The organism is Pseudomonas sp. FP1742 (assembly GCF_030687145.1).
GTDB classification, from domain to species: domain Bacteria; phylum Pseudomonadota; class Gammaproteobacteria; order Pseudomonadales; family Pseudomonadaceae; genus Aquipseudomonas; species Aquipseudomonas frederiksbergensis_D.
The window spans coordinates 5435381-5460899 of the sequence record NZ_CP117460.1 but is presented as its reverse complement, the minus strand read 5'-3'; the positions used below and the strand labels follow the sequence as shown (position 1 = coordinate 5460899).

Annotated in this window: 21 protein-coding genes; 15 read left to right on the top strand and 6 right to left on the bottom strand. The window is 61.1% G+C overall.

Annotated features, from left to right (window positions below):
- Positions 1-7 precede the first annotated feature (7 nt).
- From PSH64_RS24665 to PSH64_RS24655, 3 genes are all read left to right on the top strand, one after another.
- A complete protein-coding gene (locus PSH64_RS24665) occupies positions 8-550 on the top strand; it encodes a YaeQ family protein (protein WP_007940622.1) in 543 nt (180 codons plus the stop codon).
- A 67-nt stretch (positions 551-617) separates the two neighbouring features.
- Positions 618-2327: a single-stranded-DNA-specific exonuclease RecJ gene (recJ, locus tag PSH64_RS24660; protein ID WP_064616237.1), complete on the top strand. Its 1710-nt coding sequence runs from the start codon at positions 618-620 to the stop codon at positions 2325-2327.
- A 268-nt stretch (positions 2328-2595) separates the two neighbouring features.
- A complete protein-coding gene (locus PSH64_RS24655) occupies positions 2596-3702 on the top strand; it encodes an NADH:flavin oxidoreductase/NADH oxidase (protein ID WP_305478964.1) in 1107 nt (368 codons plus the stop codon).
- Between the two features lie 205 nt (positions 3703-3907).
- Here PSH64_RS24655 and PSH64_RS24650 read toward each other — a convergent pair whose 3' ends face one another.
- Positions 3908-5533 (bottom strand): glucan biosynthesis protein D, encoded by a 1626-nt coding sequence (locus PSH64_RS24650; RefSeq protein WP_305478963.1) that lies wholly within the window; start codon positions 5531-5533, stop codon positions 3908-3910.
- A gap of 412 nt (positions 5534-5945) precedes the next feature.
- On the opposite strand from PSH64_RS24650, the gene PSH64_RS24645 reads away from it, so the two are divergent.
- Positions 5946-6131, top strand: a complete 186-nt coding sequence (locus PSH64_RS24645) for a hypothetical protein (RefSeq protein WP_105344867.1) — start codon at positions 5946-5948, stop codon at positions 6129-6131.
- 106 nt (positions 6132-6237) lie between these two features.
- Here the strand turns inward: PSH64_RS24645 and PSH64_RS24640 are convergent, their stop codons facing one another.
- The 5 genes from PSH64_RS24640 to ydcS form a co-directional block, all read right to left on the bottom strand.
- Complete coding sequence (locus PSH64_RS24640) at positions 6238-7662, bottom strand: gamma-aminobutyraldehyde dehydrogenase (RefSeq protein WP_105344870.1); 1425 nt, start codon at positions 7660-7662, stop codon at positions 6238-6240.
- A gap of 175 nt (positions 7663-7837) precedes the next feature.
- Positions 7838-8662: an ABC transporter permease gene (locus PSH64_RS24635; protein WP_305478962.1), complete on the bottom strand. Its 825-nt coding sequence runs from the start codon at positions 8660-8662 to the stop codon at positions 7838-7840.
- Positions 8652-9599, bottom strand: a complete 948-nt coding sequence (locus tag PSH64_RS24630) for an ABC transporter permease (protein WP_105344877.1) — start codon at positions 9597-9599, stop codon at positions 8652-8654. Before PSH64_RS24630 ends, PSH64_RS24635 begins: the two co-directional genes overlap by 11 nt.
- 1 nt (position 9600) lies before the next feature.
- Positions 9601-10638 (bottom strand): ABC transporter ATP-binding protein, encoded by a 1038-nt coding sequence (locus tag PSH64_RS24625; RefSeq protein WP_305478960.1) that lies wholly within the window; start codon positions 10636-10638, stop codon positions 9601-9603.
- Positions 10639-10795: 157 nt separating this feature from the next.
- Complete coding sequence (ydcS, locus tag PSH64_RS24620) at positions 10796-11947, bottom strand: putative ABC transporter substrate-binding protein YdcS (RefSeq protein WP_305478959.1); 1152 nt, start codon at positions 11945-11947, stop codon at positions 10796-10798.
- 327 nt (positions 11948-12274) lie between these two features.
- Between ydcS and PSH64_RS24615 the strand changes: the two genes are divergently transcribed.
- The 11 genes from PSH64_RS24615 to PSH64_RS24565 all read left to right on the top strand — a co-directional run bounded on the left by PSH64_RS24615 (position 12275) and on the right by PSH64_RS24565 (position 25401).
- Complete coding sequence (locus tag PSH64_RS24615) at positions 12275-12958, top strand: tellurite resistance TerB family protein (RefSeq protein WP_305478958.1); 684 nt, start codon at positions 12275-12277, stop codon at positions 12956-12958.
- A 233-nt stretch (positions 12959-13191) separates the two neighbouring features.
- Entirely contained in the window at positions 13192-14814 is a 1623-nt protein-coding gene (locus PSH64_RS24610; RefSeq protein WP_305478957.1) for a methyl-accepting chemotaxis protein, read from the top strand.
- Positions 14814-15350, top strand: a complete 537-nt coding sequence (locus tag PSH64_RS24605) for a chemotaxis protein CheW (protein ID WP_105344890.1) — start codon at positions 14814-14816, stop codon at positions 15348-15350. The genes PSH64_RS24610 and PSH64_RS24605 overlap by 1 nt, the downstream gene beginning before the upstream one ends.
- The gene (locus PSH64_RS24600; protein WP_305478956.1) at positions 15347-16612 is read left to right on the top strand and encodes a protein-glutamate O-methyltransferase CheR; all 1266 of its coding nucleotides are present in this window, start codon (positions 15347-15349) and stop codon (positions 16610-16612) included. The genes PSH64_RS24605 and PSH64_RS24600 overlap by 4 nt, the downstream gene beginning before the upstream one ends.
- Complete coding sequence (locus PSH64_RS24595) at positions 16609-17292, top strand: chemotaxis protein CheW (protein ID WP_305478955.1); 684 nt, start codon at positions 16609-16611, stop codon at positions 17290-17292. Before PSH64_RS24600 ends, PSH64_RS24595 begins: the two co-directional genes overlap by 4 nt.
- Positions 17289-19574 carry a hybrid sensor histidine kinase/response regulator gene (locus tag PSH64_RS24590; RefSeq protein WP_305478954.1) on the top strand — a complete coding sequence of 762 codons (2286 nt, stop codon included), beginning with the start codon at positions 17289-17291 and terminating at the stop codon, positions 19572-19574. The genes PSH64_RS24595 and PSH64_RS24590 overlap by 4 nt, the downstream gene beginning before the upstream one ends.
- Positions 19571-20581, top strand: coding sequence for a chemotaxis response regulator protein-glutamate methylesterase (locus PSH64_RS24585; RefSeq protein ID WP_305478953.1), 1011 nt, complete (start codon positions 19571-19573; stop codon positions 20579-20581). The genes PSH64_RS24590 and PSH64_RS24585 overlap by 4 nt, the downstream gene beginning before the upstream one ends.
- Before the next feature lie 48 nt (positions 20582-20629).
- Positions 20630-21631, top strand: a complete 1002-nt coding sequence (locus PSH64_RS24580) for a PleD family two-component system response regulator (RefSeq protein WP_105344903.1) — start codon at positions 20630-20632, stop codon at positions 21629-21631.
- Positions 21632-21914: 283 nt separating this feature from the next.
- A protein-coding gene (gene prfB / locus PSH64_RS24575; RefSeq protein WP_105344905.1) for a peptide chain release factor 2 occupies positions 21915-23010 on the top strand; the annotation gives its coding sequence in 2 pieces (ribosomal slippage) (positions 21915-21986 and positions 21988-23010; 1095 coding nt in all).
- 68 nt (positions 23011-23078) lie between these two features.
- Complete coding sequence (lysS, locus tag PSH64_RS24570; RefSeq protein ID WP_007940175.1) at positions 23079-24581, top strand: lysine--tRNA ligase; 1503 nt, start codon at positions 23079-23081, stop codon at positions 24579-24581.
- Between the two features lie 103 nt (positions 24582-24684).
- Entirely contained in the window at positions 24685-25401 is a 717-nt protein-coding gene (locus PSH64_RS24565; protein WP_181150693.1) for a TetR/AcrR family transcriptional regulator, read from the top strand.
- Positions 25402-25519 lie beyond the last annotated feature (118 nt).

The window sequence follows — 25519 nt, the reverse complement described above, 5'->3', positions numbered from 1 at the left end:
CCCGTTCATGGCCCAGCCGTCCACGACCTACAAGTTTGAACTGAACCTCACCGACCTCGACCGCAGCGTCTACGAGAACGTGAAGCAGACCATCGCCCGTCACCCTTCGGAAACCGAAGAGCGCATGACCGTGCGGCTGCTGGCCTACGCCTTCTGGTACAACGAGCAGCTGTCTTTTGGCCGCGGTCTGTCAGACGTGGATGAGCCGGCGCTGTGGGAAAAGAGCCTGGACGACCGTGTCCTGCACTGGATCGAAGTCGGCCAGCCAGACGCCGACCGCCTGACCTGGTGCTCGCGTCGCACCGAACGCACCAGCCTGCTGGCCTACGGCAGCCTGCGTGTCTGGGAAGGCAAAGTAATCCCGGCAATCAAGACCCTGAAAAACGTCAACATCGCCGCCGTGCCCCAGGAAGTGCTGGAAACCCTGGCCAAGGACATGCCGCGCGTTATCAAGTGGGACGTGATGATCAGCGAAGGAACGATTTTCGTCACCGACGACCGTGGTCAGCACGAAGTCCAGTTGCAATGGCTGGCCGGCGAACGCGGCTGATTATTCTCCGCTTGGCCGCGTCCCCCCGGTTTTATCCTACGTATTCAAGAGAAGCACCTGTCACCCCATGCGCATCGAACCTCGCCTGTTGCCCGACACCCTGCCATTCCTCGGTGATATTCCACCGCTGCTGACCCGCCTTTACGCGGCGCGGGGCGTGCAGTCCGAGGCTGAACTGGACAAGAGCCTGGCGCGGCTGATTCCGTTCCAGCAGCTCAAGGGCATCGAGGCGGCGGTGGATTTGCTGGTAACGGCGCTGGAGCAGCGTCAGCGGATTCTGATCGTTGGCGACTTCGATGCCGATGGCGCGACGGCCAGTACCGTGGGCATGTTGGGGTTACGCTTGTTGGGCGCGGCACATGTCGACTATCTGGTGCCAAACCGCTTCGAGTACGGCTACGGCCTGACCCCGGAAATCGTCGAAGTGGCGTTGACCCGCGAGCCGCAGTTGCTGATCACCGTGGACAATGGCATTTCCAGCGTCGAAGGCGTGGCAGCGGCGAAAAAGGCCGGGCTCAAGGTGCTGGTCACCGATCACCACTTGCCCGGCGACGAGCTGCCGTTGGCCGATGCCATCGTCAATCCGAACCAGCCGGGTTGCGAGTTCCCGAGCAAAGCCCTGGCCGGTGTCGGGGTGATTTTCTATGTACTGATGGCCCTGCGCGCGCGCCTGCGCAGCCTGGGCTGGTACGAGAGCAAGCCGCAGCCGAACATTGGCGAATTGCTCGACCTGGTGGCGTTGGGCAGCGTCGCCGACGTGGTGCCGCTGGATGCCAACAACCGGATTCTGGTGCATCAGGGCCTGGAGCGAATTCGCGCCGGGCGCGCGCGGCCGGGGATCAAGGCGATCCTTGAAGTGGCCAAGCGTGATCATTCGCGTATCACCTCCACTGACCTGGGCTTTATCCTCGGCCCGCGCCTGAACGCGGCAGGAAGGCTGGACGACATGAGCCTGGGCATCGAGTGCCTGCTCACCGAAGACGCTGGCGCCGCCCGTGAAATGGCCGCTCAGCTGGATGGCATGAACCAGGACCGTAAATCCATCGAGCAGGGCATGCAGCGCGAGGCGCTGGCCCAACTCAAGGATCTGCCGGTGGAATCGATGCCGTTCGGCCTGTGCCTGTTCGATCCCGAGTGGCACCAGGGTGTGATCGGTATCCTCGCCTCGCGTATGAAAGAGCGCTATTTCCGTCCGACCATTGCCTTTGCCGATGCCGGCGATGGCCTGCTCAAGGGCTCGGGGCGTTCGGTTCAGGGCTTTCACATTCGCGATGCCTTGAGCGTGGTCGCGGCGCAACATCCGAACCTGATCAGCAAATACGGCGGCCACGCCATGGCGGCTGGCCTGACCTTGCCGGAAGCGAATTTTCCGTTGTTCGCGCAAGCCTTCGACGCCGAAGTGCGCAGGCAAATGCGCGAAGAAGACCTGACCGGGCGACTGCTGTCGGACGGCACCCTGGCGGTCGAGGAGTTTCACCTGGAACTGGCCCGCGCCCTACGCCACGCCGGACCTTGGGGGCAACACTTTCCGGAACCGCTGTTTCACGGGGTGTTCCAGTTGGTCGAGCAACGGGTGGTGGGCGAGCGGCACCTTAAAGTGGTGCTCAAGAGTGAATGTGGCTCGGTGAAGCTCGATGGCATTGCCTTCGGTATCGACCGCGACATCTGGCCGAATCCGACCATCAAGTGGGTGGAATTGGCCTACAAGCTCGACCTCAATGAGTTTCGTGGCAACGAGACCGTTCAGTTGATGATTGCCCACATCGAACCGCGTTAAGCCCTTCGCGGGCAAGCCCGCTCCCACAGGATCTGCGCAAATCCTGTGGGAGGGGGCTTGCCCGCGAAAGCGATTTCCCTCACACCGAATCTCTCGGAACCCTCCCTGATCCCGCGATGTCGACTAGGCTCTAAGCACTGCTTGATTATCCTTGTGACGTCTTGTCGAATTTTTTGCCCGCGGGGGCGGGTGCTGCACCTTTTTCCTGTCACTCGTCGACTATTCAAACAGAACCCTGGAGCCTGCCCACTGATTCGAGAGGTGCCCCATGAGTCTGCTGCTTGAACCCTATACCCTTCGTCAATTGACCCTGCTTAACCGCATTGCGGTGTCGCCAATGTGCCAGTATTCCAGCGTCGATGGGCTGGCCAATGACTGGCATCTGGTCCATCTCGGCAGCCGCGCGATCGGCGGCGCCGGTCTGGTATTTACCGAGGCCACGGCGGTCACCGCCGACGGGCGCATCACCGCCCAGGACCTCGGCCTGTGGAATGATCAACAGATCGAATCCTTGCAACGTATTACCCGTTTCATCGCCGCTCAGGGCGCCGTCGCCGGCATTCAGTTGGCCCATGCCGGGCGCAAGGCCAGCACGCATCGGCCGTGGCTCGGCAAGCATGGCAGCGTCAAGCCGGAAGACGGCGGCTGGATCCCGGTCGGCCCTTCGCCGATCGCTTTCGACCCTCAGCACACCCCACCCAAGCAGCTCAATGAGAGCGAGATCGCCGAGATCGTCCAGGCCTTTGTCGATTCGGCCAAACGGGCGCTGACCGCCGGTTTCAAAGTGGTCGAAGTGCACGCCGCCCATGGATATCTGCTGCATCAGTTTCTTTCGCCCCTGAGTAATCAGCGGCGCGATCAGTACGGCGGCTCGTTCGAAAATCGCATTCGGCTGGTACTGCAAGTCACCGAAGCGGTTCGGGCCGTGTGGCCTGAGGAGTTACCGGTGTTTGTGCGGGTATCGGCCACCGACTGGGTGGAAGACGGCTGGAACCCCGACGAAACCGTGGAGCTGGCGCGACGCCTGAAAGATCTGGGCGTGGACCTGATCGATGTCTCATCGGGCGGTACGGCGGTAAACGCCGAGATCCCGACCGGCCCCGGTTACCAGACCCGTTTCGCCGAGCGCGTACGCAAGGAGTCAGGCATTGCCACCGGTACCGTCGGCATGATCACCGAACCGGCCCAGGCCGAGCACATTCTGCGCACTTGTCAGGCCGACATCATCTTCCTCGCCCGGGAGTTGTTGCGCGATCCGTATTGGCCGCTGCATGCCGATGACGATCTGGGCGGGCACAAGGCGATCTGGCCGGCGCAATACCAGCGGGCCACCCATCGTGATCAGCCGATTCATGAATCGGATTTGCGTGACTGAAGATCGCTATGAAACCAAAAAGCCCCGGTCAGGTTGATCGGGGCTTTTGCATTTTTGTGTCGAGAGGTTTGTCGGCTGTCCTGCCGCCTTCGCGGGCAAGCCCGCTCCCACAAGGGTCGGCGGCGTACACAAATTTTGTGAACACCCCCATCACTGTGGGAGCGGGCTTGCTCGCGAAGGGGCCATTTCAGACCCCGACTAACTCTCAGGTGTACTTACGCTTATCAGGCGCTGGCGGGAAATACTGGTACAACCAGGTTTCACTCAACGTGCGGTCATTGGTGCGAATGAACAACCGCAGCTCCACCGGCGCCACGCTGTCATTGGTCGGGTACCAGTCGAAGGTGATTCGGTAGCCTTTGATGTCATCGAGCACCAATACATTGAAGTCCTTCACTTCACCGTTCGAACAGGTCACCACCGGCTCGATCCCGGCGCCTTCGGGCAAGCGGTCCAGGCCGCCCCCGGTGAAGTCCACGGCGAAGCGGCGTGCCCAGACTTCCGGGTAGTGCTCGCCTGGGGCCCAGCCTTCGACGAAGCCGCCCATGCCCGAACGGGTCGCATTGACCCGTGCCAGCGGCGTACCCGTCGGTGGCAGGGCGCTCCAGTAGAGCTTGTAGCCGTAGTTCAGGGAGTCACCGGCGGCGACCGGTTTTTTCGGCGTCCAGAATGCGACGATGTTATCCAGGGTTTCGCCGGTCGTAGGAATTTCCAGCAAATCGATGGAGCCTTCGCCCCACGCGGTTGTAGGTTCCACCCACAGGCTCGGACGCTTGCTGTACCAGTCGACGGTGTCCTGATAACTGTCGAACTCATGGTCGGTCTGCGCCAGGCCAAAGCCTTTCGGATCGGTGTCGGCGAAGGCGTTGAACTGCAGGGTGGCCGGGTTGTTCAGCGGACGGCAGATCCACTCGCCGTTGCCGCGCCACATGGCCAGGCGATCGGAGTCGTGGATCTGCGGGTGAATGGTGTCGCACATGCGGCGTTCATGGGTGCCACAGCTGAACATGCTGGTCATCGGCGCGATGCCCAGTTGCTCGATGGCGGTGCGGGCATTGATGTGGGCGTCGACTTCCATCACCACGCGCTCGGCCTGGCAATCGATGTCGAAACGATAGGCACCGGTGGCGCTCGGCGAATCGAGCAGGGCGTACACCACGAAACGGGTGCTGTCCTTGTCCGGTGTCTCGAACCAGAACTTGGTGAAGTCCGGGAATTCTTCACGCTTCTTGGCGTAGGTGTCGATCGCCAGGCCGCGGGCCGACAAACCGTATTGGCCGGTGGCGTCTACCGCGCGGAAGTAGCTGGCGCCGAGGAACGACAACACGTCGTGCTGATCCAGCTCCGGGGCCTTGAACAGCTTGAACCCGGAGAAACCCAGATCTGTCTTGAGCTGTTTAGTGTCAACGGTGGTTTTTTCATAGTTGAACAGCGACGGGCGGAAATGCACCTCGCGCGCCAGTCGAGTCTTGGGATCGACGCTGTACATGCGCACCGGCTGCTTGAAACCCATGCCGACGTGGAAAAACTGCACGTCCAGCTGACCTTTCAGGTCCTTCCATAGCGAATGATTGCCGTCGTAGCGGATCGCATTGAAGTTCTGCGGCGTCATGGTCGCCAGTGTCGGCGGCAGCACCTGCTTGGTGTCTTGGTAGGGCTTGCCGGCGAGTTGTTTGGCCTGGCTTTTCAGCGCTTCGAAGTCGAACGCCTGGGCATCGCCATCGGCAGCGCCGCTACCGGCCCAGGCGTTCGCGGCCAACAGGCCGGTGGCCGAGAGACCGGTGTAAGCCGCAATGGCCATGGAGGCTTTGAGCAAATTCCTGCGGTGCATAAGTACAACCTGTCGTGAACAATCCCGCGCCGTTCCTGGCACGTGCTGGATTTGAAATAACGGTTCGGACATGCCTTCGGCCAAACGCAACGGACTTTAGAACAGATGCCAAATAGCTTAAACCGTTCGATTACAGAGCAAAAATGATTGATAGCGTCGCGACAGCGCGGCAATGAAACAAGACATGTCAGGTAACATTTCTCACCGTACTTTCTGATTTATAGGGCATATCTGCTTTTTTCGACTAATTACTCTAAAAACTGCTTTTCAGCACCGATTTAATTTCTATTCTATGGGCATGACCGGTTTCGGCCCTTCAGGCCGGTGGGTTCAGCGCACACAAAGCGGCCGCTGAAAGTGATAGGGCGATGCGGTTTTGCAGTTTTCTCTGACGTATAGAAGGACATCGTCCATGTCGAAAGTACAAGGCATTACCGAAATGTTAGGAATCTTCCCCTGCCTGGCTACCGGGCGGCGAAGGCGTCGGCTCAGTTCGGAAGAGTTGAAGTTGGTGGAGCGCTATCGCGAGTTGTCGGAAAGCGACCGCATTGCGATGCGCTATCTGGTGGATGCGATGAGGAGTGTTTCGCGGTTTTGAGGTGTTAAAGCATTTTTCCGTTGAGCAAAGGATCGCAGCCTGCGGCAGTTTCTACCGGAGATCGGTGTACACCTGGTAGCTGCCGCAGGCTGCGATTTTTTCGTTTTTAATGCTTGAACATCACATGCCTTACAACCGTGTAGTCCTCCAATCCATACATCGACATGTCTTTCCCATAACCGGACAGTTTCTGACCGCCATGGGGCATTTCGCTGACCAGCATGAAGTGGGTGTTCACCCACGTGCAGCCGTACTGCAGGCGTGCAGACAGGCGATGGGCGCGGCCGATGTCCGTGGTCCAGACCGACGACGCCAGGCCGTAGTCCGAATCGTTGGCCCAGGCCAGCGCCTGTGCTTCATCAGTGAATTTGGTGACCGATACCACCGGCCCGAACACTTCGTGGCGCACGATCTCGTCGTCCTGTTGTGCGTCGGCCAGCACCGTGGGCTCAAAGAAGAAGCCATTGCCATCCACGGCCTTGCCGCCGGTGATCAAGCGAATGTGCGGTTGCGCCATGGCTCGCTCGACAAGCGCGGTCACGCGGTCGCGATGTTGCGAGCTGATCAACGGGCCCAGTTCCGTCGACGGATCATTCTGCAAGCCGTACTTGAGGGTACTGACCGCGGCGCCGAGCTTCTCGACGAAGGTGTCGTAGATGCCAGCCTGGGCGTAGATGCGGCAGGCGGCGGTGCAGTCCTGGCCGGCGTTGTAGAAACCGAAGGTGCGAATGCCTTCCACGGCGGCATCGATGTCGGCATCGTCGAAGATGATCACCGGCGCCTTGCCGCCCAGTTCCATGTGCATGCGTTTGACGCTGCCGGCGGTGCTGGAAATGATGTTCGAGCCGGTGGCGATGGAGCCGGTCAGCGACACCATGCGCACTTTCGGGTGCGTGACCAGCGGAGTGCCAACGGTAGGGCCACTACCGATCACCAGGTTAAGCACGCCCGCCGGGAAAATCTCCGACGCCAGTTCGGCCAGGCGCAAGGCAGTCAGCGGGGTTTGTTCCGACGGCTTGAGCACCACGGTATTACCGGCGGCCAGGGCCGGGGCGATTTTCCAGGCGACCATCATCAGCGGGTAGTTCCACGGCGCGATGGAGGCAATCACGCCCACCGGGTCGCGACGGATCATCGAGGTGTGGCCGTGCAGGTATTCACCGCCCAGCGCACCGCTCATGCAACGGCTGGCGCCGGCGAAGAACCGGAACACGTCGGCAATCGCCGGGATCTCGTCGTTCAGCGCGGCGCTGTAGGGTTTGCCGCAGTTGTCCGACTCCAGTTTGGCCAGCTCTTTAGCATGGGCTTCGATGAGGTCGGCGAGTTTGAGCAGCAGCAGCGAGCGCTCTTTTGGTGTGGTTTGCGACCAGGCTTCGAAGGCGCTATCGGCGGCGCGCACGGCGGCGTCGACCTGGGCTTCGCTGGCTTCGTTGATTTCCACCAGTACACGGCCGAGTGCTGGGTTGAATACGGCTTGGGCGGCGCCGTCGCCTTTGACGAGTTGGCCATTGATCAAGAGTTTGGTTTGCATGGCTTTATCCTCCGAAGCTGTTGTATTCCTTTGTCGGGAACCGGTTCTCACGTGGGAGCGGGCTTGCTCGCGAAGGCGGTGGATCAGTCAACATCAATGTTGAATGTGATGGCCCCTTCGCGAGCAAGCCCGCTCCCACAGGATTCGGTTCCCACATCGGGAAATGAGTTGTCAGTTATTTTCCGCCACTACCGGCCACACTCTCGCCACCGCGGGTCAGGTAATACGCGCCGAGAATCGGCAGCATGGTCACCATCATGACCAGCATCGCCACGACGTTGGTCACCGGCACGTCCCGTGGTCGACTGAGCTGGTTGAGCAGCCACAACGGCAAGGTGCGTTCGTGGCCGGCGGTGAAGGTGGTGACGATGATTTCGTCGAACGACAGGGCGAACGCCAGCATGCCACCGGCCAGCAATGCCGAGCCGAGGTTCGGCAGGACGATGTAGCGGAAGGTCTGCCAGCCATCGGCGCCAAGGTCCATCGACGCTTCGATCAAACTGTAGGACGTGCGGCGCAATCGGGCGATGACGTTGTTGTAGACGATCACCACGCAGAAGGTCGCATGACCGATCACGATGGTGAACACCCCCGGCTCGATCCCCAGGGTCTTGAAAGTCGCCAGCAGCGCGATCCCGGTGATGATCCCCGGCAGGGCAATCGGCAGGATCAGCATCAGCGAGATGCCTTGCTTGCCGAAAAAGTCCCGCCGGTACAGCGCCGCCGAGGCGAGGGTGCCGAGGATCAGCGCAATCAGGGTGGCGATGGCGGCAATCTGCAGCGACAGCTTGATCGCTTCCAGCACGTCGGGCCGCGAGAACGCCACGCTGATCCACTTCAAGGTGAAGCCCTTGGGCGGAAAGCTGAACGCCGCGTCTTCGGTGTTGAAGGCGTAGAGGAAGATGATCAGGATCGGAAAGTGCAAGAACAGCAATCCGCCCCACGCGGCGATGCGCAGGCCCAGGGAGGCCCGGTCTTGAGAGGAAGAGTCAGAGCGCATCGAAGGCCCCCAGGCGTTTGACAATGGCCAGGTAAATGGCGATCAGCACGATCGGCACCAGGGTGAAGGCTGCCGCCATCGGCATGTTGCCGATGGCCCCTTGTTGGGCGTAGACCATGCTGCCGACAAAGTAGCCCGGCGGACCCACCAGTTGCGGCACGATGAAGTCGCCCAGGGTCAGTGAAAAGGTGAAGATCGAACCGGCCGCGATGCCCGGAATCGACAGTGGCAGAATCACTTGCATGAAGGTCTGACGCGGCTTGGCGCCCAGGTCCGCCGAGGCTTGCAGCAATGAGGGCGGCAGGCGTTCCAGTGAGGCCTGGATCGGCAGGATCATGAACGGCAGCCAGATGTAGACGAACACCATGAATCGTCCCAGGTGCGAGGTCGACAACGTGCTGCCACCCACCCCCGGCATCCCGAGCACGAACTGCAATACCGGCTCCAGGTTCAGGTATTGAACGAACCACTGGGCCACGCCGCCCTTGGCCAACAGCAAGGTCCAGGCATAGGCCTTGACGATGTAACTGGCCCACATCGGCATCATCACCGCGATATAGAAAAACGCCTTGGTGTTGCCACTGGTGTAGCGCGCCATGTAGTAGGCGATCGGGAACGCCACCACGGCACTGGCGAGTGACACGACGATGGCCATGCTCAGGGTACGCAGGATGATGTCGAAGTTCGACGGCTGGAACAGCGCTGCGAAGTTCGCCAGGGTCAGGTCGGGGGTGACCGTCATGGTGAAGTCATCGAAGGTGTAGAAGCCTTGCCACAACAACGTCAGCAGCGAGCCGAGGTAGATTGCGCCGAACCACAGCAACGGCGGCACGAGCAGCAGCGACAGATACAGGTTCGGCCGCCGGTACAGCAGGTTGGAAAACCGGCGCAACGGCGAGCCATTGGACGGTGTTCGGGGGATCGTCACGGTGTCCATCTCACACCCCGCCCACAACATTGTCGTGCAGCGCAATCATCGCTTCTCGTGCCCAGCGAGCGCTGATGCGTTGCCCGGTCTGATGTTGCGCGCTGGCGTCCAGCCACTGGACGTTGGCCTGGCTGATATTCAGGGTCTGGCCGTTTTCCAGTTTCAATTCATAACGGGTGGAGCTGCCCTGATACTGGATGTCATGCAGCACGCCGCTGACTTCGATTTCATGGCTGGCCAGCGGGCCTTCGGCGAAACGCACGTGTTCCGGGCGAATCGAAAACGGCTGTGGATTGCCGCTCAACTGCCGCGCCAGATCGCCGCGAATCACGTTGGACGTGCCGACGAATTCGGCAACGAAGGTAGTCGCCGGTTTCATGTAGAGATGGCGTGACGTGTCGACCTGTTCGATGCGGCCCTTGTTGAACACTGCCACACGATCGGACATCGACAGCGCTTCAGTCTGGTCGTGGGTGACGAAGATGAAGGTGATGCCGAGCTGGCGTTGCAGCTTCTTCAGCTCACCTTGCATCTGCTCGCGCAGCTTCAGGTCGAGGGCGCCTAAGGGTTCGTCGAGCAGCAAGACCCGAGGGCGATTGACCAACGCCCGGGCCAGGGCCACTCGCTGGCGTTGGCCGCCCGACAGCTGCACCGGCTTGCGTTCGCCATAGCCGCCGAGGGCGACCATGGCGAGGGCCTCTTCGGCGCGCTTGTGGCGTTCGGTCTTGCCGACACCTTTAACTTTCAAGCCGTAGGCGACGTTGTCGAGTACGTTCATGTGCGGGAACAGGGCGTAATCCTGGAACACGGTATTCACATCACGCTGATAAGGCGGCAGCCCGGCGGCTTCGGCACCATGGATGCGGATGGAGCCGGTGCTCGGCTGTTCGAAACCGGCGATCAGGCGCAGGCAGGTGGTTTTGCCCGAGCCGGAAGGGCCCAGCAGGGAAAAGAACTCGCCGTCCTGGATATCGATGGAAACCCGGTCAACGGCCTTCACCTCGCCGAACTGACGGGAGACATTGGTGAACTGGACTGCGAGCGTCATGGATACGGTGCTCCCTAAAAGCGGGGGCCCATCACAGCGGCCCCTGCCTGGACTTCTGAAAAAACTGAATCGGTGTGCTTTTTTAGCTGGAATGCTCACTGTGGCGAGGGGGCAAGCCCCCTCGCCACAAAGCTCCCTCGCCACAAGGGTCGGTGTATTACCTGCCTCCCATAATCGCGATGTAGTCCTGGGTCCAACGGCTATAAGGCACGTACTTGCCACCCTCGGCCTGCGGGGTTTTCCAGAAGGCGATCTTGTCGAACTGGTCGAAACCGTTGGTCTTGCATCCCTCGGCACCCAACAGTTCGCTTGCCTTGCACGCCGCCGGGACCGCCGGCAGTGACCCGAACCAGGCGGACACATCGCCCTGGACCTTCGGCGTCAGCGACCAGTCCATCCACTTGTAGGCGCAGTTCGGGTGCTTGGCTTCGGCGTGCATCATGGTGGTGTCGGCCCACCCTGTGGCGCCTTCTTTGGGGATGGTCGAGGCGACTGGCTGTTTCTCGTTCATCAGGCCGTTGACCTGATAGGGCCAGGAGCTGGAGGCCACCACGCCTTCGTTCTTGAAGTCACTCATCTGCACGGTGGTGTCGTGCCAGTAGCGGTGGATCAGCTTTTGTTGACCGCGCAGCAGATCGAGCACGGCCTTGTACTGCTTTTCGTCGAGCAGGTATGGGTCCTTGATGCCCAGTTCCGGCTTGGCGGTTTTCAGGTACAGCGCCGCGTCCGCGATGTAGATCGGCCCGTCATACGCCTGCACGCGGCCCTTGTTGGATTTGCCATCGGGCAGCTTCTGCTCTTCGAGCACCACGCCCCAACTGGTCGGCGGCTGCTTGAACACGTTGGTGTTGTACATGAGCACGTTCGGGCCCCACTGGTACGGGGTGCCGTAGGTCTGCTTGTCGACCACGTACCACGGTGCATCCTTCAGGCGCGGATCGAGATTTTTCCAGTTGGGGATCAATGCGGTGTTGATCGGCTGGACACGCTTGCCGGCGATCAGGCGCAGGGAGGCATCGCCGGACGCCGTCACCAGATCGTAACCGCCCTTGGCCATCAGGCTGACCATTTCATCGGACGTGCCGGCCGTCTTGACGTTGACCTTGCAGCCGGTTTCCTTCTCGAAAGCGTTGACCCAGTCGTAAGCCTTATCAGTTTCGCCCCGTTCGATATAGCCGGGCCAGGCAACGATATCCAGCTGACCTTCGCCGGCGCCGACGGCTTTCAGCGGTTCGGCGGCCTGCAGGCTGGCGCTGGCCAGGAGCGCCGTGGTGATGGCACTGAGCAGTGCGGTCTTGTGTTCGAACATGGGGTTTCCCTCTTCTTTAATTAGGGTCGGGACAGCGTTGAACGGGGTCGTTCGCCATGAGTGGCTTGTTATTAGCGTAGTGCGCTTTGTGGGAGGCTGACTGAGGCCGCGCTGTGTCATGGGTTTATCCAGACTAGTGCTCGATGCCAAGGTCGACAAATCCCCCGGGGCTGCATTCGATGAAATAGATTGTGTGGGTGCGTTACCGGCTGTTTACCGAGATATGAGCAACATCTGGAAGCACTCTTGCGAAGAGGAACCGGGCACTTTCGATCCAGGCTGGTGGCCTTAATGATCCGGTTAACCCGATTTTGTGGAGGCGGCAACATGAATACCCGTGGATTGCTCGATCAACTGCTCAAGTCCGGTCAGGAGCTGTTGCAGAACAAGGCCGGTGGCGCGCAGAACAAATCATCCAGCGGTGGATTGGGTGGTTTGCTCTCGGGGGCGGGCGGCGGAGCCCTGGCGGCTGGCGCCATGGGCCTGCTGTTGGGCAGCAAGAAGGCGCGCAAAGTCGGCGGCAAGTTCGCGATCTACGGCGGCCTCGCCGCATTGGGGGTAATTGCCTACAAGGCTTATGGCAACTGGCAGGCCCAGCAGGGCACCGCGCCCAAGACCGAACCGCAAACCCTCGACCGCTTGCCAGCGGCGCAAGTCGAGCAGCATAGCCAGGCGATTCTCAAGGCGTTGGTGGCTGCGGCCAAAGCCGACGGTCACGTCGATGAGCGTGAACGCCAATTGATCGAAGGCGAGTTCAGCAAGCTCGACAACGATCAGGAACTGCAGCACTGGCTACACGCCGAGCTCAACAAGCCGCTGGACCCGACCGACGTCGCCCGCGCCGCCAGTACGCCGGAAATGGCGGCTGAAATGTACATCGCCAGTGTGATGCTGGTGGATGCGGAGAACTTCATGGAGAAGTCCTATCTGGATGAGTTGGCGCGGCAGTTGAAGCTGGAGCCGGGGTTGAAGGCCGAACTGGAGAAACAGGTGCGGCAGGCTTCCGTGTAGGTCTTCAGAATGCCTTCGCGGGCAACAAACTTTTGCCTGGATGGACGCCATCGCGAGCCTGCTCGCAATGGCGTCCAGGCCATGACAACTTCCCCCATGACTGATCCACGGTCCATTTCTGCCGATTTACGGCTTTTTGTTGGCGGGATGTGAAGCGATGCTCAGCGTCTTATAAATGAAACATCGCCCTCGGCTATACTCCCCCGCAATTTGACCCGCATCGAGGACTGACTGTGAAGAACTGGACGTTGCGCCAACGCATTTTGGCGAGCTTTGCGGTAATTATCGCGATCATGCTGCTAATGGTCGTGGTGTCTTTTTCCCGGCTGATGAAGATCGACGCCGGCGCAGAATCGGTTCGCACCGATGCGGTTCCCGGGGTGTATTTCAGTTCGATGATCCGCGGCGCGTGGGTCGACAGTTTTAACCTCACCCAGCAGATTGTCGGCCTTTCCGGACGTCGCGAAATAAGCGCCGCCGACCAGACCATGTACAAGAGCTTCGAAGAGCGCTTGGGCGAGCAGATGGCCAACTATCGCAAAACCATTTTCACCACAGAAGATCAGAATCTATTCGACGAATTCGAAGCGCGTCATCAGCTCTACAACAAGGAGATGGCGAACGTTCTCGACCTCTATCAGCGCAAAGAGTACGACCAGGCGCGCCTTGCCCTGGAGCAGAAACTCACGCCGGCCTGGATCAATGGGCGCAAGCAGTTGAACAGCCTTCTTGAGAGTAATCACGCCCTGGCTGAACGATCCACGCTGGCCATCAGTGATGCAGTGACGGCCGCCAAAATCAGCATGGGCGTCTCTTTGCTGGTGGCAGTCATCGTCGCCGGCCTCTGCGGCCTGCTGTTGATGCGCGCGATTATGGCACCGATGAGTCGCATCGTGGACATTCTGGAAGTCATGCGCACCGGGGATCTCAGCAGTCGCTTGAATCTTGATCGCAAAGACGAATTCGGCGCGGTGGAAACCGGCTTCAATGACATGATGACCGAGCTCACCTCGCTGGTGTCCCAGGCGCAGCGCTCCTCGGTGCAGGTCACCACATCGGTCACGGAAATTGCCGCGACGTCCAAGCAGCAACAGGCCACCGCCACCGAAACCGCGGCCACTACCACCGAAATCGGTGCGACCTCCCGTGAAATTGCCGCCACCTCGCGGGACCTGGTGCGCACCATGACCGAAGTTTCCACCGCCGCCGATCAGGCGTCGGTGCTGGCCGGTTCTGGTCAGCAAGGCCTGGCGCGCATGGAAGACACCATGCATTCGGTGATGGGCGCGGCAGATCTGGTGAATGCCAAACTGGCGATCCTCAATGAGAAGGCCGGCAACATCAACCAGGTGGTGGTGACCATCGTCAAAGTCGCCGACCAGACCAACCTGTTGTCCCTGAACGCCGCGATCGAAGCCGAGAAGGCCGGCGAGTATGGTCGCGGGTTTGCCGTGGTCGCCACCGAAGTGCGACGTCTGGCAGACCAGACTGCCGTGGCCACCTACGACATCGAGCAGATGGTGCGCGAGATCCAGTCGGCGGTGTCGGCCGGGGTCATGGGCATGGACAAGTTCTCTGAGGAAGTGCGCCGCGGCATGTCCGAGGTGCAGCAGGTGGGCGAGCAGCTGTCGCAGATCATTCATCAGGTTCAGGCGCTGGCGCCACGGGTGTTGATGGTCAACGAAGGCATGCAGGCCCAGGCCACCGGTGCCGAGCAGATCAACCACGCGCTGGTGCAGTTGGGCGACGCCAGCAGCCAGACGGTCGAGTCGTTGCGTCAGGCCAGTTTCGCCATCGACGAATTGAGTCAGGTGGCCGTGGGGCTGCGTGGCGGTGTCTCGCGATTCAAAGTCTGATGAGCGAACTTACGGCCAAACGCGACGCGGCGATGCCGGCGAAGCCATCGTTGTTTCTGGTGTTTCGCATCGGCAACGAGCGTTACGCCTTGCAGGCCATCGAGGTGGCCGAAGTGCTGCCGCAACTGCCGTTGAAACCCATTCCCCAGGCGCCGGACTGGGTGGCCGGGGTGTTTGCCTGGCGCGGCGCGGTGGTGCCGGTGATCGACCTCAGCGCACTGACGTTCGGCCAGCCGGCCCAGGCCCGCACCAGCACGCGGTTGGTGCTGGTGCACTATCGGCCGGATGAAGCGACGCCTGCGCAATTGCTCGGGCTGATTCTGGAGCAAGTCACCGATACGTTGCGCTGCAACCCGGCGGACTTTCAGCCTTATGGCCTGGATAATCGTCAGGCGCCGTACCTCGGCCCGGTGCGCGAAGATGCCCAGGGGCTGCTGCAATGGGTGCGGGTCGCCGATTTACTGGATGCACAGGTTCGCGCCTTGTTGTTTCCCTCGCCGCCGCTGGACCTGGCGCAGTTTGAGGAGCAGGGATGAGCAGCGATCAAAGGTTTTTCGATTTTCTCAAAGAGCGCATCGGCCTCGATGTGGGATCTGTCGGCCCGGCGATCATCGAACGTGCGGTGCGCCAGCGCTGCACGGCGGCTCGGACGCAGACGAGCGATGAATACTGGCACCTATTGCTGGGCTCGCGGGATGAACAACAGGCGCTGATCGAAGCGGTGATTGTCCCCGAGACCTGGTTTTTCCGTTACCCGGAATCCTTCGCCACATTGGCAAAACTGGCGGCCAAACGGCTGGCGGCGATCAACAACATGCGCGCCCTGCGGATTCTCAGCCTGCCATGCTCCACTGGCGAAGAACCGTACTCCATCGCCATGGCCCTGCTCGATGCCGGGCTGGCGCCGCATCAGTTCAAGGTCGACGGCATGGACGTCAGCCCGCTGTCGGTGGAAAAGGCCAGGCTCGCGCTGTATGGCAAGAATTCGTTTCGCGGCCAGGACCTCGAGTTTCGCGAGCGCCATTTCACCGCTGAACACGACAACTATCGCCTCAGCGCACGGGTGCTTGAACAGGTGCGCTTGCAGGTCGGCAATCTGCTCGATCCGACCTTGCTGGCCAAGGAGCCACCCTATGACTTTGTGTTCTGTCGCAACCTGCTGATTTATTTCGACCAGCCGACCCAGCAGCAAGTGTTCGAAGTGCTCAAGCGTCTGACCCACATCGACGGCGTGCTGTTTATCGGCCCGGCGGAAGGCAGCCTGCTGGGCCGTTTCGGCATGCGCTCGATCGGGATCCCGCAGTCGTTCGCCTTCAGTCGCCAGAGCGCGCCCGAGCCGATTGCGACCTTCACGCCGATGCCGACACTGGCGGTGCAACTACCGCTGCGTAGCGTGACGCCGCCAGTGCGCACTCGGCCTTTCGCGACAGTCGTGCCGATACCGCAAATTCCCAAAGCCACCCCTTCGGATGCCGCCACGCTGCTGGCGAACATCGCCGCGCTGGCCAACGAAGGCAAAAGTGCCGAGGCCCGCGCGGCCTGCGAAAGTTTTTTGCGCAGCCACGAGCCGGTGGCCCAAGTGTTCTATTGGCTGGGGCTGCTCAGTGATGTCGCCGGCAGCGCCCTGGAGGCCCAGGGGTTTTATCGCAAGGCGTTGTACCTCGAACCGCAACACCCCGACGCGTTGATGCACCTGGCCGCCTTGCTGCAGTCCCAGGGCGACACGGCGGGAGCCAGACGATTGCAGGCCCGCGCCGTTCGTAGCGAGCGCGCCGCTGACAGTGAGCGTAAACGATGAACGTCTCCGACACCTTGAGCGTCACCCATGAAGATGCCCAGGCCATCGACGACTGCTGGAACCGCATCGGTATCCACGGCGACCAGTCCTGCCCGCTGCTGAGCGACCACATTCATTGCCGCAATTGCGCGGTGTATTCGGCCGCCGCCACGCGCTTGCTTGATCGCTACGCCTTGCAACAGGACGACCGTGGGCAAGTCTCCACAATGGCCGAGAACGAGGTGAAAACCCGTTCGTTGCTGATGTTTCGCCTTGGCGAAGAATGGCTGGGCCTGGCCACCCGCAGCCTGGTCGAAGTGGCGCCGCTGCAAGCGATCCATTCCTTGCCCCATCAACGTTCACGGGCGTTGCTCGGCGTGGCGAATGTGCGCGGTGCCTTGGTGGCGTGCCTGTCGCTGGTGGAGCTGCTGGGGCTCGACGACCGCAATGGCGTGGCACCCGGCGCACGGGTGACGCCGCGGATGCTGATCATTGCCGCCCACGGCGGGCCGGTGGTGGTGCCGGTGGACGAAGTGGACGGGATTCACGCCATCGACGAGCGCATTCTCGATGCGGCCTCTCAGTCTGGCAGCCAGGCCAGCGCCAAATACACCCGTGGCGTCTTGCAATTCAAAGGTCGCAGCCTGCGTTGGCTGGATGAAGAACAGCTGTTGTCCGCCGTGACCCGGAGTCTGACATGACCCCCGACCAAATGCGTGACGCCTCTTTGCTGGAACTGTTCAGCCTGGAAGCCGAGGCCCAGACCCTGGTGCTGAGCGCCGGTCTGCTGGCCCTTGAACGCGATCCGACGCAAGCCGATTACCTCGAGTCATGCATGCGCGCGGCCCACTCACTCAAGGGCGCGGCGCGGATTGTCGGTGTCGATGCCGGGGTCAGTGTCGCCCACGTGATGGAGGATTACCTGGTCAGCGCCCAGGAAGGGCGCTTGTACCTGCGGCCCGAACATATTGATGCACTGTTGCAAGGTACCGATCTGCTGACGCGGATTGCGACGCCGGGCAAAGCTCCGGCGCCTGCGGATATCGAAGCTTACGTCGTCTTGATGGGACGGCTGCTTGATCACCTGGCGACTGCCCCCATCGCGCCGCCGATGGCAGAACTTCAGCTGGAACCGCCGACGCCTAAGGTTGAGCCGCCCATGCCGGCCGCCACCGAAGCCCCCCCGGCAGCACCCGCCGAGCCAGCGCCCATGGCTAAACGCGCCACCGAAAGTGGCGAGCGCGTATTGCGCGTCACGGCCGAGCGCTTGAACAGCCTGCTCGACCTGTCGAGTAAATCCCTGGTGGAAACCCAGCGGCTCAAGCCGCACCTGGCCACCATGCAGCGCCTCAAACGCATGCAGAGCAACGGCCTGCGGGCGCTGGAAAACCTTAACGTCCATCTCAAGGACCATGCCTTGAGCCTCGAAGCCCGGGAAGCCTTGGGCGATGCCCGTCGATTGCTGGCCGAGTCCCAGCAAATGCTGGTGGAAAAGCACGCCGAACTGGATGAGTTCGCCTGGCACGCCAGCCAGCGCGCGCAGGTGTTGTATGACACGGCGCTGGCCTGTCGCATGCGGCCGTTCGCCGACGTGCTGAGCGGGCAAGTGCGCATGGTCCGCGACCTTGGCCGCAGCCTGGGCAAACAGGTGCGGCTGGAGATCGAGGGCGAGAAAACTCAGGTTGATCGGGACGTACTGGAAAAACTTGAAGCGCCGCTGACGCACTTGCTGCGCAACGCGGTGGATCACGGCATCGAAACCCGGGAACAACGGTTGTTGGCCGGCAAGCCGGAGGAAGGCGTGATTCGTCTGCGAGCCTCTCATCAGGCCGGTCTGCTGGTGCTGGAACTGAGCGATGACGGCAATGGCGTTGACCTGGAAAAGCTCCGCCGCAACATCGTCGAGCGGCAGTTATCCCCAGCCGAGACTGCCGCCCAGTTGAGTGAAGAAGAGCTGCTGACGTTCCTGTTTCTGCCGGGTTTCAGCCTGCGCGACACGGTTACCGAAGTGTCCGGGCGCGGCGTTGGCCTGGATGCGGTTCAGCATATGGTTCGGCAGTTGCGCGGTGCCGTGGTGCTGGAGCAAACGGCGGGCGAGGGCAGTCGCTTTCATCTGGAAGTGCCGCTGACGCTGTCGGTGGTGCGCAGCCTGGTGGTGGAGGTCGGTGACGAGGCGTACGCCTTCCCGCTGGCGCACATCGAGCGCATGTGCGACCTGGAGCCGGAAGACATTGTGCAGGTCGAAGGCCGGCAGCACTTCTGGTACGAAGGCCGGCATGTCGGACTGGTCGCCGCCAGTCAGCTATTGCATCGCCCGGCGAGCCAGAACAACGCGCAGACCCTCAAAGTCGTGGTCATCCGCGAGCGCGAGGCGATCTACGGGGTGGCGGTCGAGCGGTTTATCGGCGAGCGGACGCTGGTGGTGCTGCCACTGGACGAGCGCCTGGGCAAGGTGCAGGACATTTCCTCCGGGGCCCTGCTCGACGACGGCTCGGTGGTACTGATCGTCGACGTCGAAGACATGCTGCGTTCGGTGGACAAACTGCTCAATACCGGGCGTCTGGAGCGCATTGCCCGGCACGCCAACCAGGCCGTCGAAGCGGCGCGTAAACGGATTCTGGTGGTGGACGATTCGCTGACCGTGCGTGAGTTGCAGCGCAAGTTGCTGCTCAATCGCGGCTACGACGTCGCTGTGGCGGTGGACGGCATGGATGGCTGGAACGCCCTGCGTTCGGAGGATTTCGACCTGCTGATCACCGACATCGACATGCCGCGCATGGACGGCATCGAGCTGGTGACTTTATTGCGCCGCGACAATCGCCTGCAATCGCTGCCGGTGATGGTGGTGTCCTACAAGGACCGCGAAGAAGACCGCCGCCGTGGACTGGATGCCGGGGCCGACTATTATCTAGCCAAGGCCAGTTTTCATGATGACGCCTTGCTGGATGCAGTAGTTGAGCTCATTGGAGGCGCGCGCGCATGAAAATCGCCATTGTCAACGACATGCCCATGGCCGTGGAGGCTTTGCGCCGCGCTCTGGCGTTCGAACCGGCACACGAGGTGGTCTGGGTCGCCGGCAACGGGGCCGAGGCGGTGCAGCGTTGCGCCGAGTACACCCCGGATCTGATTCTGATGGACTTGATCATGCCGTTGATGGACGGCGTGGAAGCGACCCGGCGGATCATGGCCGAGACCCCATGCGCGATCGTCATCGTCACCGTCGACCGCCAGCAGAACGTGCACCGGGTGTTCGAAGCCATGGGCCATGGCGCGCTGGATGTGGTCGATACCCCGGCGATCGGGGCCGGCAATGCTCAGGAAGCCGCCGCGCCGCTGCTGCGCAAGATCATGAACATTGGCTGGCTGATTGGTGACCACAGCAATCGGGTGCGATCGGCACCGAGTCCGCACCGCAACTCGGCTTCGCGCCAACACTTGGTGGCGATTGGTTCATCCGCTGGCGGGCCGGCGGCGCTGGAAGTGCTGCTCAAGGGCCTGCCACGGGATTTTTCGGCGGCCATCGTGCTGGTCCAGCATGTGGACCAGGTGTTCGCCGCCGGCATGGCCGAATGGCTTGCCACCGCCAGCGGCCTGAACGTGCGCCTGGCCCAGGAAGGCGAACCGCCGCAAAGCGGCACGGTCCTGCTGGCCGGCACCAACCATCATATTCGCCTGCTGAAGAACGGCACGCTGGCCTACACCGCCGAACCGGTCAACGAGATCTATCGGCCTTCGATCGATGTGTTTTTCGAGAGTGTGGCCAGTTACTGGAGCGGTGATGCCGTGGGCGTCCTGCTGACCGGTATGGGGCGCGACGGCGCCCAGGGGCTTAAACTCATGCGCCAACAGGGCTACCTGACTATCGCTCAGGACCAGAACAGCAGTGCCGTGTACGGAATGCCCAAGGCGGCCGCAGCCATCGACGCTGCCGTGGAAATCCGCCCACTGGACAAGATAGCGCCACGATTGCTGGAGATTTTTCAAAAATGACTATCATTAGCAGCAGTCGTGGCCCAGGCAGTACTCAGGTGACCGCACATGAATGATTTACAGCTCGACGACTTCAAAACCGACGAAAACGCCGCCATGGTGTTGTTGGTGGACGATCAGGCGATGATCGGCGAGGCGGTGCGGCGTGGTTTGTCGAACGAAGAAAACATCGACTTCCATTTCTGCGCCGACCCGCACCAGGCCATTGCCCAGGCGATCCGCATCAAGCCAACGGTGATCCTTCAGGATTTGGTCATGCCCGGCCTCGACGGCCTGAGCCTGGTGCGCGAATACCGAAATCACCCGGCGACCAAGGACATTCCGATCATTGTCCTGTCGACCAAGGAAGACCCGCTGATCAAGAGCGCGGCGTTTGCCGCCGGGGCCAACGATTACCTGGTCAAACTGCCGGACAACATCGAACTGGTGGCGCGCATCCGCTATCACTCGCGCTCCTACATGACCCTGCTGCAGCGTGACGCGGCGTACCGCGCGTTGCGGGTGAGCCAGCAGCAATTGCTCGACACCAACCTGGTGCTGCAGCGCTTGATGAACTCCGACGGCCTGACCGGGTTGTCGAACCGCCGGCATTTCGATGAATACCTGGAGCTGGAGTGGCGGCGTTCGCTGCGTGACCAGACCCAGCTGTCGTTATTGATGATCGATGTCGACTATTTCAAATCCTACAACGACAGTTTTGGCCACCTCGAAGGCGATGAAGCCCTGCGCAAAGTCGCCACGGCGATTCGCGACGCCAGTGCCAGGCCATCGGACCTGCCGGCCCGTTACGGCGGCGAAGAGTTCGTCCTGGTCCTGCCCAACACCTCGCCGGGCGGTGCGCGGATAGTGGCGGAAAAACTGCGCCAGACCGTGGCCGGGTTGAGGATCCCACACATTTTCCCGACCGAAGGCTCATGCCTGACCATCAGCATCGGCCTGTCGACCATGATCCCGCAACCGGGCAGCGATTGCCGGCAATTGATCTCGGCGGCGGACAAGGGGCTGTACCTGGCGAAGAACAATGGGCGTAATCAGGTGGGAATTGAGTAACCCGCTGACCGTAGCGCTGTAGCAGCTGCCGAGCCCGCGAGGCTGCGTTCGAGGACGAAGTCCTCGCAAGTCCTGTGTATGCGGTTTGCCTGAATGACCGCGTTGTCTGACTTTGCGACGGCTGCGCCGCCGAACGCAGCCTCGCGGGCTCGGCAGCTGCTACGGGCCACCCGCGTTATTCCGTAAACCATTCGCCGCTAAAGCCGCCAGGCGGGCTGCCGTGACAGCTTGATTACGTTATACTCGCCGGCTTTCAAAAGTTCGCCAACGAGTGCTGCCCGCCATGGAAATCAACCCGATCCTTAACAGTATCAAGGACCTGTCCGAGCGCTCCGAAACTATTCGGGGGTATCTTTGACTACGATCAAAAGCATGAGCGTCTGACTGAAGTCAATCGCGAGCTTGAAGATCCGAATGTCTGGAACAACCCGTCGTACGCTCAGGAACTGGGCCGCGAGCGGTCCCAGCTGGCGCAGATCGTCGAAACCCTCGACGAAATGCACACCGGCCTGGCTGACGCCAAAGACTTGCTGCAGATGGCCGCCGAAGAAGAAGACCAGGGCGCCGTCGATGACGTGGCTGCCGAAGTCGAGCGCCTGCGCGAGTCCCTGGAAAAACTCGAATTCCGTCGCATGTTCAGCGGTGAAATGGACGCCAACAACGCCTACCTGGACATCCAGGCCGGCTCCGGCGGTACCGAGGCCCAGGACTGGGCCAACATCCTGCTGCGCATGTACCTGCGCTGGGCGGATAAACGCGGTTTCGACGCGACCATCATGGAATTGTCGGCCGGTGAAGTCGCCGGTATCAAAGGCGCGACCGTGCACATCAAGGGCGAATACGCCTTTGGCTGGCTGCGTACCGAAATCGGCGTGCACCGTCTGGTGCGCAAGAGCCCGTTCGACTCCGGCAACCGTCGTCACACCTCGTTCTCGGCCGTGTTCGTGTCGCCGGAAATCGATGACAACATCGAAATCGACATCAACCCGTCGGACCTGCGCATCGACACCTACCGCTCCTCCGGTGCCGGTGGTCAGCACGTAAACACCACCGACTCGGCCGTACGGATTACTCACGTACCGACCAACACCGTGGTCAGCTGCCAGAACGAACGCTCCCAGCACGCCAACAAAGACACCGCGATGAAAATGTTGCGGGCGCGCTTGTATGAGCAGGAAGTGCAGAAACGCAACGCCGCTTCCCAGGCCCTGGAAGACACCAAGTCGGACATCGGCTGGGGTCACCAGATCCGTTCGTACGTGCTCGATGCCTCGCGGATCAAGGATCTGCGTACCAACATCGAACGCAGCGACTGCGACAAGGTGCTCGACGGCGACATCGACGAATACCTGGTGGCGAGCCTGAAACAAGGGCTGTAAGGCACGCCCTACAGCGATCCCCAGCCGAAGGCTGGGGGCAACGAATCTGTGATGGAATTTTTAAAGACATGAGCGACCTACAACTCGACCCGCAAGCCCTGCAACAGGAAGAAAACTCCCTGATCGCCCTGCGCAAGGAAAAGCTTGCTGCCGAGCGCGCCAAGGGCCAGGCCTTCCCCAATGACTTCCGCCGCGACGCCTACTGCGAAGACTTGCAGAAGAAGTACGCGGACAAGACCAAGGAAGAGCTGGCAGAGGCTGCGATCCCGGTCAAGGTTGCCGGTCGTCTCATGCTCAACCGTGGCTCGTTCATGGTGATCCAGGACATGTCCGGGCGCATCCAGGTTTACGTCAACCGTAAAACCCTGTCCGAAGAAACCCTGGCCGCGGTGAAAACCTGGGACCTGGGCGACATCATTGCCGCCGAAGGCACCCTGGCCCGTTCCGGCAAGGGCGACCTGTACGTCGAAATGACCAACGTGCGCCTGCTGACCAAATCCCTGCGCCCGCTGCCGGACAAGCACCACGGCCTGTCCGACACCGAGCAGCGCTACCGCCAGCGTTACGTCGACCTGATCGTCAACGAAGACGTGCGCCAGACCTTCCGCGTGCGTTCGCAAGTGATTGCGCACATCCGCAGCTTCCTGATGAAGCGTGACTTCCTGGAAGTGGAAACGCCGATGCTGCAAACCATTCCGGGTGGTGCGGCGGCCAAGCCGTTCGAAACTCACCACAACGCGCTGGACATGCAAATGTTCCTGCGTATCGCGCCGGAGCTGTACCTCAAGCGTCTGGTTGTCGGTGGCTTCGAGAAAGTGTTCGAGATCAACCGCAACTTCCGTAACGAAGGCGTTTCGACCCGGCACAACCCCGAGTTCACCATGCTCGAGTTCTACCAGGCCCACGCCGACTACGAAGACAACATGGACCTGACCGAGGAACTGTTCCGCGAACTGGCGCAGCTGGTCCTGGGCAGCACCGACGTGCCTTATGGCGACAAGGTGTTCCACTTCGGCGAGCCGTTCGTGCGTCTGTCGGTGTTCGACTCGATCCTCAAGTACAACCCGGACCTGACGGCCGATGACCTGAACGACATCGACAAGGCCCGCGCCATCGCCAAGAAGGCCGGCGCCAAGGTGCTCGGCTTCGAAGGCCTGGGCAAACTGCAGGTGATGATTTTCGAAGAGCTGGTCGAGCACAAGCTGGAACAGCCGCACTTCATCACTCAGTACCCGTTCGAAGTGTCGCCGCTGGCCCGTCGTAATGACGAGAACCCGAACGTCACCGACCGTTTCGAGCTGTTCATCGGCGGCCGTGAAATCGCCAACGCCTATTCCGAGTTGAACGACGCGGAAGACCAGGCCGAGCGCTTCATGGCGCAGGTGGCCGACAAGGATGCCGGCGACGACGAAGCCATGCACTACGACGCCGACTTCGTTCGCGCGCTGGAGTACGGCATGCCGCCAACGGCTGGTGAAGGGATCGGCATTGACCGACTGGTGATGTTGCTGACCAACTCACCGTCGATCCGCGATGTGATCCTGTTCCCGCACATGCGTCCGCAAGCGTAAATGTTTCAATTAAAAAGCCGCCTAAAACAGGCGGCTTTTTATTGCCTGTCTGGTACAAACGTATCAATTGGTTACTTTTGACGTTTAGAGAGGAATACCTGTCGTGAATCGTGCAATGGCTCAAGAAGGTGCAGCGGATATCGCCACTGCGGTCGCTGAAAGTGTTCAGTACCAGGGCCGCAAGGCCAGCCGACAGGGCAGCGAACAGCGTCGACAGGACATTCTCGACGCGGCGATGCGCATTGTCGTGCGTGATGGCGTGCGGGCCGTACGGCACCGTGCGGTAGCTGCCGAAGCGGGGGTGCCGCTGTCGGCCACCACCTACTATTTCAAGGACATCGATGACCTGCTCACCGATACCTTTGCCCAATACGTGGAACGCAGTGCGGCATACATGGCCCGGTTGTGGGCCAGCAACGAAGGCCTGTTGCGCGAGATGGTTGTCAGCAGTGATGGCACCGCCGAGTCGCGCTCACAGCTGGCGGACGATATCGCACGGCTGATGGCTGACTATGTTCATCGACAATTGATCAATCGCCGCGAGCACTTGATGGCCGAGCAAGCCTTCCGCCAGGAAGCGTTGCTTAACCCGCGTCTGGCGTTATTGGTGCGTTCCCATCAGCAAATTCTCTTGCAGGGCACCTGCCAGCTTTTCGAAGTATTGGGTTCCCGCGAGCCACAACAAGATGCCAAAGTGTTGACGGCGATTGTCGGACGGATGGAATATCAGGGCCTGCTCAACGATGCCGAGCCTGTTGCCGAAGAGGAAATGCTCGGCATCCTGACCCGCTACATGCACCTGGTACTGGCGTCGGCGTAAATCCCTTGTGGGAACTCAACCCTGTGGGAGCGGGCTTGCTCGCGAAGGCGGTGTGTCAGACAACGAAGAGGTTGAATGTTAAACCGCTTTCGCGAGCAAGCCCGCTCCCACAGGATAG